Genomic DNA, 15,212 nt, shown 5'->3' with positions numbered 1-15,212 from the left:
CTTATGTAAAATGCACCACCAACAAATTGCGCAATTTGTTTCTTACGAAATAGGTAACAGAAAGGAGAAACGACATTTGGAGATTACCCAAATGAACATAGGCATTAAGTCAGCCTCCATAAGCGATATTCAAGACAACACCATCTCTACAGAAGCATTCACTATCATTTACGAATCGTACTACAAACGCGTGTTTAAATATATTTGCTATCGCATCCACAATCATCATGCGGCAGAAGACATTTGCAGCCATGTCTTTGAGGTTGTCGTGTCCAAATATAATAGCTTTTCACCAGAGAAATCGAACTTCGAAGTATGGTTGTTTGCTATTGCCCGCAATGCTGTGACGGATTATTTCCGTGTGCAGAAACGAAGAGTTAGCTTTTCCCTTGACTCCATTGTGAATATGGTGCTGCAAAGGCCATCTCCTGAGGATGTGGTTATCCAAGATGATCATCATCAAGCCTTGTTTGCTTCACTGGCTATGTTAAGTGATAAGGAGCGTCATATTATTGCGATGAAATACGGGGCGGGCTTAAAGAACTCAGAAATCGCAGACTTGTTAGGCGTCAGTGATTCCAACATTGGCGTTGTGCTCTATAGAAGCTTGAAGAAGCTCCACAAAGTGTTAGAGACGGAGGGGGTTTACGATGAATAAAGAGCAGGACACGCAAGAGTTTCGGGATATAACTCAGTTGCTAACTAATGCGGAGATAGGCGATACCGCAGCTAAGGATAGAATTTATAAGCGTATCAAATCGAAAATGGAAATCGGAACGATTCAACCTAATCATGCGAAAAGGGAAGGTGTATATATGAAAAAAGTTAAATGGAAAGTTGCAGCTGTAAGTGCTGCTGCTGTTGTTCTTCTTGGTAGCACTTTATCGAGCACTTCATTTGCACAGGAAATGATCCGCTCTGTATTGGCTAGTTTTCAAGTTGGAAATATGGAAATTACGCAATATGATCAAGAGATTAGCACGGTGAAAGAACAACAGAATCAATCGGTATTGATTAACGATAAACAATCGCCGCAGATGTCTTTGGAAGAGGCTCGTACTGCGATGGGCGTCGATTTCCCAGCATCAACATGGTTAGCGAATCAATATGAGTTCGATAATGCTGTCATTCATGGTGAGGATACGGTAGAGCTTCAATATAAGAATAGCGGAGAGTTTATTTCCTTGTTAATCTCACAGGGTGGTGAGAATGGCATGAGTACAACCGATGAAGTCCGAGTGGAGGAGATCAGCGGGAAAAAAGTTTATTTTGCAAATGGAGCGGTTCTTTGGGAGCACGAAGGCTTTACATTTGAATTGTTTCAAATGGCAGAGAAATCCTTTGATAAAGCTGCACTTGGTAAAATCATCGATTCGTTGGAAACGAACAGCAAGTAGACCACTAGCGTGCAACGCCGTTCCTGAAATTTAGGAGCGGCTTTTTGCTGTTGGTAGCTCAATCTACATACAGATTGGTTTTGTATAGAGATTGTGATAGTATGTACACCTATAAGAGAGATAAGGAAGTGAACGATAATGATCAACATTACAGTCCCGACGCCGGACGTTACAATTTACAAAGAGATTGCTCCTGAGCTGAGCAATATTTATGGCTTTACCGATTTCCACCTCATCACGCGAGAAAAGGGTGGCATCTTTATGTTCTACAACAGCAAGGATGAGTTGTTGTTCGTAGGTAAAGCGAGAAAGCTTAGACCAAGAATTAAGAAGCACTTCGAAGATTCTGTATCGCCTATGAAAAATTACAGAAACGAAGTAAGCAAAATTGAAGTATGTGTGATTGAAGATGCAGTAGATCGTGAAATTTACGAAACGTACATCATTAACGAATTCCACGCGAAGTACAACGTGGATAAAGTATTTTATAAATAAGTAAAGGTTCCAAACATTGCCTTGCCTTTGAGTGAAGCCATTGTTATGCTGAAGTCAGAGATGCAAGTGGAAGGAGCCAATCGCTTAGTATGTGTCCAATTAACCTGTAAAGCTGATGAACTTGATAGCATACCAATTGTAGAGTGCAGAGGTGCAACGCTTGTTGCTTTGTTTCTGTCTCGCGTTTATTTGGTATCTCTATCGTCAACCTTACAGGATACGCAGGATGAGCGATGTATATATACATTCATAATGCGGATACCTTTTTGGGTGTCCGCTTTTTTGTGTGATTATGTACAGCATTCAGGAAATAGGAACGGCCAATCCGCATCTCTACTATGCAACGCCTGCTATCCTCCATTCGAATAAAACGGAGGAATCAACTATGTATTCATTGAAAAATAAAATCGCAATCGTTACGGGCGCAAGTCGCTCTACGGGAATTGGAACAGCTATATGCCGCGAGTTAGCACGTGCAGGAGCGGATATTTTCTTTACGCATTGGCATGCGTTCGATGCAGCGGAAGGTAATGGTGGAGAGCTAGGCTGGCCAGAGCAATTATGTCAGGAGCTAGAGAGCTTAGGCGTGCGGGCTAGTCATATGGAAGCCGATTATGCGAATCCTGATATGCCATCGCTCATGATGGAACAGGTCGAGAAAACGCTAGGCGTCCCTACGATATTGATTAATAATGCGGCTTACTGTGCGTCCTCTAACTATCGCACGCTTGATTTACGCTCGCTCGATCAGCATTACACGGTTAACAATCAGGGAACGATTATGTTGAGCTTGGCGTTTGCGCGAAGATTTGAACAGTATTATCCGGCAGGGACCTCGGGAAGAATTGTCTACATGGTGTCCAAAGGAGACGATCCAGACAATTTGGCGTATATTGCAACCAAAGGTGCGCTGTTGGGACTGATCGAACCGCTTTCGGTTGGATTGGCACCGCTGCATATTACGGTTAACGGAATAGATCCGGGGCCGACAGACTCTGGTTGGATGGACGACATGCTGAAAGGCTTCTTACAGCCTATGTTCCCAATGGGGCGAATCGGAGTGCCGGAAGATGCGGCGCGAGCCATTCGTTTCTTGGCCAGTGATGAGTCACAGTGGATTACGGGGCAAGTCATTAAATCCGAAGGTGGATTTAGAGGAAAATAGGATATACGTATAACTAAGTAGGGGAGAAGGAGCTCATCATGTTTATGCAATCTCTCTCTTTGGAAGGATACGACGAGTCTCTATACGGATGTTAGAGGCTCGTTTTTTCATACATATAGATAAAGAACGCAGGTTTATAGATAAAATAGTGAAGCGTAACAACAGGGGTTGACATTTATCTCGAAAACATATATCTTTAATTCAAGATAATTAAACGAAGCAAACAGCAAGCTGCTTACATTACCGTCATCGGCTAATTATCTTTCACAGTAATACTCCTCACAGAGTAACGAAATGTTTGTAACCTAGGGCAAACATTTCAATATTTTTTCTCTAATATCTCGAATTAAAGATATTTATAATCGAGATTTCGTGATTAAGTTTCTGGCGCAATCTAGACATTAAATCATTAGGAGGAATGAATCATGACTACTCAAAATAAAAACGTATTTATCGACCCTAACGATACTGCACTTTTACTAATTGACCATCAAAGCGGTCTTTTCCAAACGGTTCAAGATATGGATGTGCCAACGCTTCGCCGCAACGCAATCGCGCTTGCTAAGCTGGCTAAGTTGACAAAAATGCCTACGATTACAACAGACTCTGTACCTATGGGCCCGAACGGTCCATTGATTCCTGAGATTAAGGAAATTTTGCCTGACATTGTCTATGTACCACGTAACGGTGAGATTAACGCTTGGGATAATCCGAACTTCGTCAAAGCAGTAGAAGCAACAGGCAAGAAAACATTGATTATTGCTGGTACGCTAACTAGCGTTTGCATGGCGTTCCCAACATTGTCTGCTCTAGCGGCAGGCTACAAAGTATACGCTGTAATTGATGCATCTGGTAACTGGAGCAAAATGGCGACAGACATTACGCTTGCTCGCGTGGTGCAAGCTGGTGCCATTCCAATTGACACGTTGGCGGTTATTTCTGAGATTCAGGGCACATGGAATCGCCCGGATGCTGCAGAATTTGCACAATTAATTGCAGAGCTTGTGCCGAACTACGGCTTGTTAATTGAAAGTTTCAACCGTGCATTTAGTGAGGGTCAAGCTGCGAAAGATACGAAGTAATGACGAGCCATGCTTCACCTGTGTTGAACATGTAAGTTAGTTTCAGTGTAATTCCGTACCGACATAGCTGGGGGACCGTTCTGTGTCAACCGGTTCCCTGCTATTTATAAAGGGAATATGCCCAAGTGAAAACGGTAAATGGCTTCATTATCATTACACCTGTATGTTGGAATATAGATAATTATAGGATTAGGCATCAACCAATACGAATCGTTATCGCTTTACAAGTTAAGGTACTTACTTATTGACAGCGACTAATACTCGTGATATATTTATCTCGAATTAAAGATATATTAATTAAAGATAAATCAACATATATGAGTATCAAAAGCAGCAGCCCCATTTTATAAAATAAGTTGGTTAACAGCCAATTACGATGGTTAGTATTTTTGAAACAGAGCAGACTCAAATATGACAACAACACGGAGGTAATGATAATGAACCCATTGAAAGGTATCCATCACGTTACAGCAATAACAAGCAGCGCGGAGAAGAACTACGATTTTTTCACAAATGTATTAGGAATGCGTCTTGTAAAGAAAACAGTCAACCAAGATGATATTCAAACGTACCATTTATTTTTTGCTGACGATAAGGGCAGTGCGGGTACAGACATGACATTCTTCGATTTTCCTGGCATTCAAAAGGGCGTTCATGGCACAGATGAAATTGCGAAAACATCATTCCGTGTGCCGACGGATGCAGCTTTGGACTACTGGGTGAAGCGGTTTGATCGCTTGGAAGTAAAACATACGGGGATTCAAACGTTCTTCGGGAAACGGACGTTGTCTTTTGTTGATTTCGACGATCAGCATTATCAGCTTATCTCAGACGAACATAATAAGGGCATCGCATCCGGTACACCTTGGCAAGATGGTCCGATTCCATTGGAATATGCGATCACTGGCTTAGGACCTGTCTTTATCCGTATTTCTCCGTTTGATTATTTCAAGGAAGTGCTGGAGAAAGTATTCTTCTTCAAAGAGATTGCGCAGGAAGGCGACTTCCACTTGTTCGAGATGGGAGAGGGCGGAAACGGTGCGCAAGTCGTAGTTGAGCATAATGAGTCTCTTCCACGTGCACAGCAAGGCTTCGGCACGGTACACCATGTGGCATTCCGTGTTGATAACCGTGAAGAGTTGGATGCATGGATGGAGCGTTTGGAAAGCTATCGCTTCAACACATCTGGCTATGTGAATCGCTACTTCTTCGAATCACTGTACGCGCGAGTAGCACCACAAATCTTGTTCGAATTCGCTACAGACGGCCCTGGATTTATGGGAGATGAGCCATATGAGACACTAGGCGAGAAATTGTCCCTACCACCGTTCCTAGAGCAGAAGCGTGAGCAAATCGAGAAATTGGTTCGCCCAATCGATACGGTGCGCAGCACGAAGACATTTGTTAAGGAGTAATGGAGGTTAAGGCTTGTTCACTTTCATCCATGTCCGTAACTAAATAGATGTAAACGATAGAGGAGAGGCCGTGCAATTTACAATTGCTCAGTCTCTCCTTGTTTATCGCTAACATTATCCGGCAGCAGAAGAAATGTTCCTGTCTACGTGTTGCTGGAGATCGATAACATTTCCATTCGCTCGAATGTCTATCGCTGCTATTTGCTCAATAGCAGGGAGGAGATCCTGTAGTTGAAATAATTGTTCGATATGATACACACCATGTGGTAGGGGAGAGCGATAAACCGCAGCTGTGATTGCAGCCGCTACGGCCGCTGTCATAGAAGCTTCATGCCTACCTTGTACAAGACATTCTACTGAGACGTATTCGTTATTTTGTTTACCATGAGCATCTACTTTAACTGCAAATCGATCACTTCCTAATCGAATCTTACTGAAGGCCAGCACGGCAGCTTGGCGAATCTCCTTTATTTTTAATAAGTGGAACAATCCAGAGGTTCTTAACCAAGCCAGCATTCGAGTTATCAGGTTCGAGTCAAAACAGAGACGTGTGGACACAGTAGGAACAGCAAGGGTATGTGGTATGGCATGTTGGTCTGAGAAATTAAATCGGTAGGCTCTTTTACGCCCCAACTTGGCTCCGAACTGAATATCTTTACCATCAGTAAAGCTTGAAACTTTTTTAATCTGGCCGTTGTGCATGATTTCAAACTGCGTACTTACATTATCAATCGTCCATTCAATCGCAGCATTGCCGTGGCTATCGCCTAATCCGAGCATAATGGAGATGTCTATGGTCTCGGTCTGATCCATTAGACTCTTGGCATACTTAGCGAGCAGATTGGTCATCCCGGGAGCAAGTCCGACACTTAACACAGCAGTTGCACCATGAGATGCAGCTGTATGGTGCAGTTGTTCAACTTGGGAAAGAAATAAAGGGTTAGCTGATACATCAACATAATGAATCCCGCGCTGCAGGCAAGTTTCCACAAAGTCAGTATCTGATTGATCCAAGCACATGATTACCAGCTTAACGTTGTCTAACAAAGAGGGAGCAACTTTTGAGCTGACATCCATTTGAATTGGTTTCACTTTGCCATTCGTTGTACGGCAGAATTGCTCTGCACGCGCTAAATTTCTACCAGCGGCGTAGACCTTACTAGGGTAATAATCAGCTAGCTGCTTGCAGATTGCTTGTCCTACATGTCCATATCCGCCAATTACAATAATACGATCTTTCATCATAATCTCTCCTTATCTAAGTTTATAAATGTCCTTGGTCTGGCCATTCGCGCGCTAAGTATCGCGGGTGAAATTGTGAGACTTTCGCCATTTAATTTAGTTACTAAACTAAAAATCAAAAAAATAATTCGATCTGGTCAAATTTATTTTTCTAGGGCATTTTTAAAAATAAAATGGTCGCGCCTTGCTAAACTTAATCGAAAATGGGTTACCTTATAAAATGGCAGCTGCATAATTAATCGTCCAAGACCATGGTTACTCTTGAAGCTATAGGTAGGTACTGCATAATCAATATTTCCTATGCATATAGTATAGTTACTAAACTAATTTATTGTCAATACATGATTATTTTTGTGGCACAATAGTGACGATTTGGCTTCTTACTTGCAGTGATTTTAAAGGTAATTGACCAATAGACGAAAATACTAGTATATGGTATCTTGTTAGTGCTGACCGATATGACGGCTGTCCTTATGAGTAAATAAGTCGTGCGTATAGTTACCGTGATAATGCAGCACGTTAATCATACGTAGTTGAAGATCATGATACCGATTCATGAGTCAGCATACATAGATGATTCTAGATTGAATTATTTTACAGTAAGCATGCTCTTCATAGAGGATGGCTTTTATTTTATGACAACTAGATATCAACATCATCTTATGGGGGTCATCCAGAAAGGGAGAAAAGATGAAGAAGCGATTTATAGACATTTTTATGATTATGCTTGGCGCGTTTATTTTTGCAGTAGCGATCAACGTCTTTGTTATTCCGAATGAGTTCGGTGAGGGCGGGGTTACAGGGATTACAATTATTCTTTATTATTTGTTTCAGTGGTCTCCAGGGCTCGTCAACTTAGTTATTAACGCGTTCTTGTTAATTGTCGGTTACAGATTCCTCGACAAGATGACAACGATATATACGATTATTGCGGTCTTATTTAATTCCCTCTTTTTATATCTTACCGAAGATTGGACGATTGCGTCCAACGAATTGATTATTAACGCGATCTTCGGCGGTGTGTTTACTGGTGTCGGACTTGGCTTAATTATTCGAGTAGGCGGGACAACGGCGGGTACGACGATTCTGGCACGTATTACGAACAAATATTTAGACTGGAACATTAGTTATGGTCTGTTGTTCTTTGATCTCATCGTAGCGTTCTCCTCCTACTTCATCATTGGTGCGGAAGCCTTGATGTTTACGATCGTGATGTTGTATGTAGGTACGAAGGTAATGGACTTTATTATTGAGGGTCTAAATACACAAAAGGCCTGTATGATTATATCCAACGAGCATAAAGAGATTGCGGAGCAGGTCAATTTGTCGATGGATCGGGGCGTTACTGTCTTCTATGGAAGAGGTCATTATACGAATACACCGAAGGAAATCCTGTATGTTGTCATTAGCAAACAAGAAGTGAGCGCATTGAAAAAAATTGTGCGATCTCACGATAAGGATGCGTTTATAACGATTCATGATGTGCGCGACGTGTTCGGCGAAGGATTTGTAGATATATCGAAATAACGGAAAAAGGCGATGGAGCACCCTTTGGGGATAGCCTCCTCGCCTTTTTTGCATGTATTTACATCCTATCTTATATGTCCTGCAAGGAGGACTATTCAATCGTAATCTGGATGCTTGATTCTAAGCGATGTTCAGGCAAATCAATAAAGCTTTTCGTAGGATAATCACTCGGTATGCGGTAATCTGCAACGACACCAATCGTGTAGGTTCCCGCAGGCAAGTGAAGAGGTCTAGTTATTTCCTTCTTAAAAATTTCTTCGCCGCCTTCTAGATCATATCGTGGTGATGATCCGCGATTGTACTGATAGGCGGTAAACCTACTCAATGGTCTAGCTTCCTGGAAATGAGCGGCTACCGTGCTTGTCCGCAGAGCTGATGCTCTTGTTTCCCCGAACATGGACCCTTTTGCATCTTTGACATAGTAATGAAGCAAAGGGCTACCATGATGGATTTTCGCCTGTTTATCGCTTCTGTTGCTCAGTACGGACCATATTGCCAGCGGCTCGCCTACACTATATCGTTCCTTACTGCTGTTAATACGCAGGTGAAATAAAGTATCTTCGCTCTCGGCATATAAGTTTGAAGAACCTCCAACCCCATCAACAAAGTTGAACATATCGATATAAATGCTTTTATTGGCTGAATCGTACCGCGTAAAGCCTATACTGGCATTTTCAATGGCACGAACAGGGATATACGTCAGTCCGTCTTTTTGCAGGAATGGCATGTTTGGATGATTTCCGAGCTCTTTCCCCTCAAAAAATATGCTCCCCTCGTATTTGGTGACAACCCACTCATTGGAGGCCACAACGGTTGTTCCCGTGATCAATAGCACGATGGTGAGCCACGCGAGGTGAATTTTGAGATTTTTAATCACATGTCCTCCTGCTTGCTTCCCATAGATCGATTAATCTTTATACTCATAGAAGCTCAACGTACCTGTCTTCTCATCGGCGCTCACGAACAGGTCGCGTTTGTTCACTTTATGAATCCCTTCTGGTGCTTTACCGCCAGATGGAACTAAGCCCAGGTATTTCGGTTTCAACGGATTCGTTACGTTAAAGAACAAGATCGTGTTACCGCGCTCGGAACATACAGCAAGAATCTGCTTACCATCGAATTTTCCAATCGTTAAGTTCTCCACTTCACTGCCGCGTTTCGTGCTGCGGTCATCTGGATATACACCAGCTTCCGCGTTGGCACGATCGATTAGTTCCATGCTGTCATATACGACATTGCCGTTGCGATCCCATGCCATAATATTACGTCCGCCGGAGTATACGCCGTCTTTGAATTCATTAGAACCGAGGTCGCCTTCATTGGCAGTGTACAAGTATTTGCCGTCTGCGCTCCATACGATTCCATCTGGCTCAGGACGAGCAGTGAGATCTTCGGTAATGGAAACTACGCCGTCTGTTTTCAAGTCTGCTTTGTGCTTCGTTGTGCCAAGGCCGAATACTTTGGTTACTTTCTTGTCCTGTAAGTCAATGAGCGCAATCGCATTGTTCTCTTGCAGGGTTATAGCAGCGGTCTTTCCATCAGGGCTGATGGCTGCGTATTCAGGCTGTGGATCATTTGGATAAGTGACATTTGGGCCTACGTTTGTTAGATCAATTGGGACATCGGTTACCGTTCCGTTCAGCACATCTGCCTTAGGGAAGGATAGAATGGCTACAGAGCCAGGACGTTTTACTTTGCTGAAGTCAATTTCATCGAGAACAGGATCAAGCTCTTCATCTTCAATAGCGACAACTGCTGTACGGCCATCTTTGGAGAGGGCGATCGCGTCAGGACCGATTCCTACTTCGTACGTTTTGGCAATTGTACCAGCTGCGATATCGACAACAGCGATGACACCTTTATTAGCATTGTTCACGTTGTCGCCTGTCCGTACTGCTGCTAATGCATATTTGCCATTCGGTGTAACAACGACACTTGTTACTTCTGCTTCAGCGGATATAGACTTCAAACTAATTTGTTTAACGGTTTGGATGTTCTTCAGATCTTTAATGGATACGACACTAATAGAGCCTAAGTTGGCTTCGGTTACGAGAAGTGTGCTACCGTCTGGGGTGGAGGAGATAATTTCTGCTGCTTTGCTAGGCATGGCGTAAGTAGCTGCCAATTGGAAGCTGTTTTTAGTTGGTACCTTAGTTTCATGATGCTTGTGTTCGCTTGTCTTTGGGGAAGAATGTTTGTCGTGGTCATTGCTTGCAAAGGCTGTAGAGAACAGCGAAGCAGTAGACAATACGCATGCTAGGGTAACGGAAATAAACCAACGTTTACGATTCAATCGAAACACTCCTTTTGCCTATTCGTTTTTTTTGGATGGGTACTAGATTGGATGTCTTGCTAACTTGCTAAAGGAAAAATGAATGTATGTGGGTTGTACATGGATGCGAGAAATTGGGGGAAATCTTTCAAACTTGGGCAAGATAGGATGATAATAAACGATATTATTCGACAGTCATAAACAAATTCCTCCTTTGATTCCAATTCATGTTGTGTTAAATCGTTAGCAGAGCCTCTTCATCAAATTCACTTGTTTTCACATATAAAATTTGGGACAATAAGAAGCAGACTGTGAACATAGGCGCGGCTTACTGAAATGCACAAGTAGCTGCGTAACATAGAACTTAGAAATTCAGTGTTTTGAAAAGAGGACAACGAATGAATAAGCAATCCATTTATGGATTAACACTAGATCAATTGATAGCATGGCTTTCCGAACATGGACATAAGAAATCTCGCGCAGCAAAAGTGTGGGATTGGCTGTATCGTAAGCGGGTTACGGACTTCGCTCAAATGGATGATGTGAACAAGGATTGTTTGCAGCTACTATCTGAGCACTTTGTCATTCAAACGTTGACGGAGCATGTGAAGCAGGAATCTGCGGACGGCACGATCAAGTTTCTCTTCAAGCTCCAAGATGGCAACCTTATCGAAACCGTATTAATGCGACATAAATTCGGTCTATCCGTTTGTGTAACGACGCAAGTTGGATGTAATATCGGGTGCAGCTTCTGCGCGAGTGGGTTGATTGCGAAGAGTCGCGACCTATCCAGCGGTGAAATTGCGGAGCAAATTATGAAGGTTCAGCATCATTTTGATGCAGTTGGCAAAGGTGAGCTTGTCAGCCATATCGTTGTAATGGGTATCGGGGAGCCGTTCGATAATTACGAGAACTTGCTTGATTTCTTGAAAGTCGTTACGGATCGTAAAGGCTTGGCGATTGGCTCAAGACGGATTACCGTATCGACGAGCGGACTTGCTAAGAAGATTAAGGAGTTCGCAGATGCGGACTTGCGAGTGAATTTGGCGTTGTCTTTGCATGCGCCGAACAATGAGCTTCGTACGCAAATTATGAAGATTAATCGTGCGATTCCAATTGAGCAGTTAATGGAGGCGTTGGATTATTACTTTGCGAAGACGAACCAGAAAGTGACGTTGGAATATATTTTACTGCGAGATGTGAATGATCGCCCAGAGCATGCGCTAGAGTTGGCGCAGCTGATTCAAGATAAGCGTCAGTTCTTGAAAGTAAACTTGATTCCATATAATCCGGTCGATGAGCACAGCCAATATCAACGCACAACACGCGATTCGGTGACGGAATTCTATGATGTGTTGAAGAAGCATCAGATTAATACGAGCGTGCGTGTAGAGCACGGCAGTGATATCGATGCCGCATGCGGTCAATTACGCAGTAAGCAGATGAAGAAGGCTGAAGCGAATAAATAAGCTTGATTAGGCGATATATTTGGCTAGAAATCTTGATCAAGGTATATCAAAGGGCGTATCCTATGCTGTGGATGCGCTCTTTTTGTGATAAATGTAAAACGTACGTTTAAGGCAAGTGTGCAAGATATAATGGAATTTGCACGACAGATTGTTATTGAGAGAAGTAATGCACCAGAACCTCGACATGATTAGAGTCATAAAGTGGTACTAACAAAGAAAAGGGCGACCCCTTCAAGGTAGTGAACCTTAGGGACGCCCTTTACTTATGGAATAATGAAATCAATTAGTTCTGAATTTTATCTGTAAGTGCATCGATGTTCGTTAGGCCTTGGTTGATTTGACCGAGGCTAGCTACGATTTGACCTTGGATGTTGTTGATTTGTGCTTGAAGGTTTTGGAACTGCATAGCTGCCATTGGATCAGAGTTACCGATAATTTGAGCGAACTGTTGAAGTTGAGCTTCAACGAAATCGAATTGTTGAGCTACCATGTTTACACTGTTTACTACGTTTTTAAGACCTTTTACTTCAGCATCGATTTGATCGCCTACGCGAGCGCTTTTGTTGCCAAATCCAAATCCGTTTGATCCAAACATGTTAACATCTCCTCTAAAATAAATGATAGTTGCTCCAATGGGGGTAGAATCATCCTCACAGCCTTGATACATATCCGATGCGAAAGAATTAGCATGATTTAGCGCTAACGTTATTCTATGAACTGTAGCAACCAAAACTTATGTATGACATGCTTGTCCTATTTCGCATATCAAGGTTCCCCTTGCAGTTCTGCTGCGTGAGTCTTGCCTAATAAGCAAAGTTATGTGGGTAACGATATCACGAATACCTCTATCGAATAAGGTACATATTTACATACGCATATGAGAGTATATAGTTTCATATTTATCTATCATATTCCATGTTATTTTTTTCAATCCATATTTGGTGATACGCTCTCCTTTTTAAAAAAGAATCATATCCTTTCTAAGAAACTCTTCACGATACTAGAATTCGTCTATTTTACGATTAATACTGTAACGAATCGTTGCTGAGACTACCTCCTCAAACCTACGCGTTTGTACTACAATGAGATCGAACTATATTTTTCCTATGAACTTGTCATTACATAGAAATTAGAAATCATACTATGAATACTTGGTTAGGAGGAAGTACCGATGAAATTGCGATTTGAGGGAGATTTGACGAATCTAGCAGCTGGTATTAGTGCATTGGCGCAGGAAAATTGGTTTAGTGAGGCAAAAGATGGTGTACTTGTCCGCGTGGAGCAGTCAACAGGCAACCTGGAGGTTGGCTTAGAGCAAGGTCAAGCCTATATTCGTTACGGGCATAAGCATCAATTTTATAGAGGGCTCGGGCTTCTCGTGCAGCATGGCAGCGGCGGGCAGTCTTTTCATATTGAAGAGAAGCAGCATATCCATACTGTTGGGCCGATGTTCGACCTGTCTCGCAATGCGGTACTGACGTTGGATAGCTTTAAATATTTATTGCGTAAAATGGCACTAATGGGCATGAACTCGGTCATGCTCTATATGGAAGATACGTATGAGATTAAGGCAGAGCCGTACTTTGGCTATATGAGAGGCAGATATTCAGAAGCTGAACTTCGTGAGATCGATGATTATGCGGATCAATTCGGTATTGAGGCATTCCCAAGCATCCAGACGCTTGCTCATCTAGAGGAGTTTCTCAAGTGGGAGCCAGTAAGAGAATATAAAGATACGAAGGGTGCTTTGTTAGTTGGTACAGAGAAGACGAACCAGCTAATGGAGAACATGATCGAAGCGGTTAGCGCTCCTTTCCGCAGTCGTAAAGTTCATATCGGTATGGATGAGGCGGAAGAGCTTGGCCGCGGTAAGTATCTAGATAAGAACGGATATGTAGAGCGCTTTGAAATTATGATGTCTCATTTGGACAAGGTGCTGGAAATCGTACGTCGTCGCGGCTTAAAGCCGATGATGTGGAGCGACATGTTTTTGAAATTCACTTCTGCTGACGGTACAGAACATTTCGATACAGAGAGTCAATTTTCTGAATCGATGGCAAATCGTATTCCGAGTGACGTTGATATGGTGTATTGGGACTATAACCATATGGAAGAAGAGCATTACGATAAGCTTATTGCGAAGCATCGCCCATTGAACTGTAATCTCGTATTTGCTGGCGGAGTATGGGTGTTCAATACGTTTGGCGTTAACTACGGCATGTCCTTAAACGCTACCGACAGTGCACTGAAGGCGTGTAAACGGGCAGGTGTCGGCGAAGCATACGCAACGCTATGGGGCGATGATGGAATGGAAAGCAACCCATATATCGCATTGCTCGGCTTGCAGTTCTACGCGGAGCACGCCTATGCCGAGGGTGAACTGGATCAAGCGAAGCTGGCAGAGCGCGTGAAGTTCTGTACAGGCATCGAGATGGACGCTTATATGCTAATGAAAGACTTGGATGAGACGCCTGGCGCAGAGCCTAACAATGAGAAGCAGAGCAATCCATGTAAGTTCTTGTTGTATCAAGACGTGCTGCTTGGCTTGTTCGACAAGCAGATTGAAGGATTGGAAATGTCGGCTCATTACGCGAAAGTAGAGCAGGCGATTCGCAGCAGTCGTGTGCCTGAAGCGGAACTGGATTACATCTTCGATGTGCCAGAGAAGCTGTGCGGCGTGTTAAAGCTGAAAAGTGAAATTGGCATCGAGCTGAAGCGTGCTTATGATGCGGGCGATAAGGAAACACTGCAGCGTATTGCCGTAGATGTTCTGCCTGCAATCGCTGAAGGAGTGAAGGAGCTACGTGCTGCGCATCGCAGTCAGTGGCTGCGTATGTTTAAGCCTTTTGGTTGGGAAGTCATTGATATTCGCTACGGCGGCGTTATTAATCGTCTAGATACAGCTTCCATGCGCCTGATTGATTATGTTGAAGGGCGTATTGGTCAGATAGAAGAGCTGGAACAAGAGCGTCTTGTATACAGCACAACGAATCGTTTTAACAATAAAGGTGCTGGCTGGTGCAGCTTCTACTACCGGATGGCATCGCCAAATGTGTTCTTCCACGTCATGAATCCTTTTTGACGGCTCATTGAACAAAGCGGCTGAGACTTTACATAAAGCTCAGTCGCTTTTTTTATCCTGTCGGAG

General features: G+C 43.0%; 13 protein-coding genes. 9 read left to right on the top strand and 4 right to left on the bottom strand.

All coding sequences use genetic code 11. The features are described 5' to 3' along the window. Nucleotides 1–76 precede the first annotated feature (76 nt). From FPZ44_RS18175 to FPZ44_RS18150, 6 genes are all read left to right on the top strand, one after another. The gene (locus FPZ44_RS18175) at nt 77–658 is read left to right on the top strand and encodes a sigma-70 family RNA polymerase sigma factor (protein ID WP_261378414.1); all 582 of its coding nucleotides are present in this window, start codon (nt 77–79) and stop codon (nt 656–658) included. Continuing rightward, nucleotides 651–1,397: a hypothetical protein gene (locus FPZ44_RS18170; RefSeq protein WP_144992416.1), complete on the top strand. Its 747-nt coding sequence runs from the start codon at nt 651–653 to the stop codon at nt 1,395–1,397. Before FPZ44_RS18175 ends, FPZ44_RS18170 begins: the two co-directional genes overlap by 8 nt. A gap of 138 nt (nt 1,398–1,535) precedes the next feature. After that, a complete protein-coding gene (locus FPZ44_RS18165; RefSeq protein WP_144992414.1) occupies nt 1,536–1,892 on the top strand; it encodes a nucleotide excision repair endonuclease in 357 nt (118 codons plus the stop codon). 385 nt (nt 1,893–2,277) lie between these two features. After that, nucleotides 2,278–3,057: an SDR family oxidoreductase gene (locus FPZ44_RS18160; protein ID WP_144992412.1), complete on the top strand. Its 780-nt coding sequence runs from the start codon at nt 2,278–2,280 to the stop codon at nt 3,055–3,057. 425 nt (nt 3,058–3,482) lie between these two features. Continuing rightward, complete coding sequence (locus FPZ44_RS18155; protein WP_144992410.1) at nt 3,483–4,139, top strand: hydrolase; 657 nt, start codon at nt 3,483–3,485, stop codon at nt 4,137–4,139. A 437-nt stretch (nt 4,140–4,576) separates the two neighbouring features. Further along, nucleotides 4,577–5,554, top strand: coding sequence for a ring-cleaving dioxygenase (locus FPZ44_RS18150; protein WP_144992408.1), 978 nt, complete (start codon nt 4,577–4,579; stop codon nt 5,552–5,554). Between the two features lie 114 nt (nt 5,555–5,668). On the opposite strand, the gene FPZ44_RS18145 is transcribed toward FPZ44_RS18150, so the two are convergent. Continuing rightward, nucleotides 5,669–6,799, bottom strand: coding sequence for a saccharopine dehydrogenase family protein (locus FPZ44_RS18145; protein WP_335926132.1), 1,131 nt, complete (start codon nt 6,797–6,799; stop codon nt 5,669–5,671). A gap of 687 nt (nt 6,800–7,486) precedes the next feature. Here FPZ44_RS18145 and FPZ44_RS18140 point away from each other — a divergent pair. Next, on the top strand, nt 7,487–8,323 hold the full coding sequence (locus FPZ44_RS18140) for a YitT family protein (protein ID WP_144992406.1): 837 nt from the start codon (nt 7,487–7,489) through the stop codon (nt 8,321–8,323). Between the two features lie 91 nt (nt 8,324–8,414). Here FPZ44_RS18140 and FPZ44_RS18135 read toward each other — a convergent pair whose 3' ends face one another. Beyond that, on the bottom strand, nt 8,415–9,200 hold the full coding sequence (locus tag FPZ44_RS18135) for a hypothetical protein (protein ID WP_144992404.1): 786 nt from the start codon (nt 9,198–9,200) through the stop codon (nt 8,415–8,417). Between the two features lie 30 nt (nt 9,201–9,230). Beyond that, complete coding sequence (locus FPZ44_RS18130) at nt 9,231–10,616, bottom strand: choice-of-anchor I domain-containing protein (RefSeq protein WP_144992402.1); 1,386 nt, start codon at nt 10,614–10,616, stop codon at nt 9,231–9,233. 377 nt (nt 10,617–10,993) lie between these two features. Between FPZ44_RS18130 and rlmN the strand changes: the two genes are divergently transcribed. Continuing rightward, entirely contained in the window at nt 10,994–12,064 is a 1,071-nt protein-coding gene (rlmN, locus tag FPZ44_RS18125) for a dual-specificity RNA methyltransferase RlmN (protein ID WP_144992400.1), read from the top strand. A 283-nt stretch (nt 12,065–12,347) separates the two neighbouring features. On the opposite strand, the gene FPZ44_RS18120 is transcribed toward rlmN, so the two are convergent. Then, complete coding sequence (locus tag FPZ44_RS18120) at nt 12,348–12,659, bottom strand: hypothetical protein (RefSeq protein ID WP_144992398.1); 312 nt, start codon at nt 12,657–12,659, stop codon at nt 12,348–12,350. A 576-nt stretch (nt 12,660–13,235) separates the two neighbouring features. Here FPZ44_RS18120 and FPZ44_RS18115 point away from each other — a divergent pair. Then, nucleotides 13,236–15,146, top strand: coding sequence for a beta-N-acetylhexosaminidase (locus tag FPZ44_RS18115; protein WP_144992396.1), 1,911 nt, complete (start codon nt 13,236–13,238; stop codon nt 15,144–15,146). The last annotated feature ends 66 nt before the right edge of the window (nt 15,147–15,212 follow it).

This window comes from Paenibacillus agilis (assembly GCF_007786455.1).
GTDB classification, from domain to species: domain Bacteria; phylum Bacillota; class Bacilli; order Paenibacillales; family Paenibacillaceae; genus Paenibacillus_B; species Paenibacillus_B agilis.
This window is presented reverse-complemented; position numbering and strand designations above follow the sequence as displayed.

Excerpts from the sequence above, each read along its gene's own strand:
- FPZ44_RS18160 (WP_144992412.1), top strand. The coding sequence starts at position 2,278 with ATGTATTCATTGAAAAATAAAATCGCAATCGTTACGGGCGCAAGTCGC.
- FPZ44_RS18150 (WP_144992408.1), top strand. The coding sequence starts at position 4,577 with ATGAACCCATTGAAAGGTATCCATCACGTTACAGCAATAACAAGCAGC.
- FPZ44_RS18145 (WP_335926132.1), bottom strand. The coding sequence starts at position 6,799 with ATGATGAAAGATCGTATTATTGTAATTGGCGGATATGGACATGTAGGA.
- FPZ44_RS18140 (WP_144992406.1), top strand. The coding sequence starts at position 7,487 with ATGAAGAAGCGATTTATAGACATTTTTATGATTATGCTTGGCGCGTTT.
- rlmN (WP_144992400.1), top strand. The coding sequence starts at position 10,994 with ATGAATAAGCAATCCATTTATGGATTAACACTAGATCAATTGATAGCA.
- FPZ44_RS18115 (WP_144992396.1), top strand. The coding sequence starts at position 13,236 with ATGAAATTGCGATTTGAGGGAGATTTGACGAATCTAGCAGCTGGTATT.
- FPZ44_RS18170 (WP_144992416.1), top strand. The coding sequence starts at position 651 with ATGAATAAAGAGCAGGACACGCAAGAGTTTCGGGATATAACTCAGTTG.
- FPZ44_RS18155 (WP_144992410.1), top strand. The coding sequence starts at position 3,483 with ATGACTACTCAAAATAAAAACGTATTTATCGACCCTAACGATACTGCA.
- FPZ44_RS18165 (WP_144992414.1), top strand. The coding sequence starts at position 1,536 with ATGATCAACATTACAGTCCCGACGCCGGACGTTACAATTTACAAAGAG.
- FPZ44_RS18120 (WP_144992398.1), bottom strand. The coding sequence starts at position 12,659 with ATGTTTGGATCAAACGGATTTGGATTTGGCAACAAAAGCGCTCGCGTA.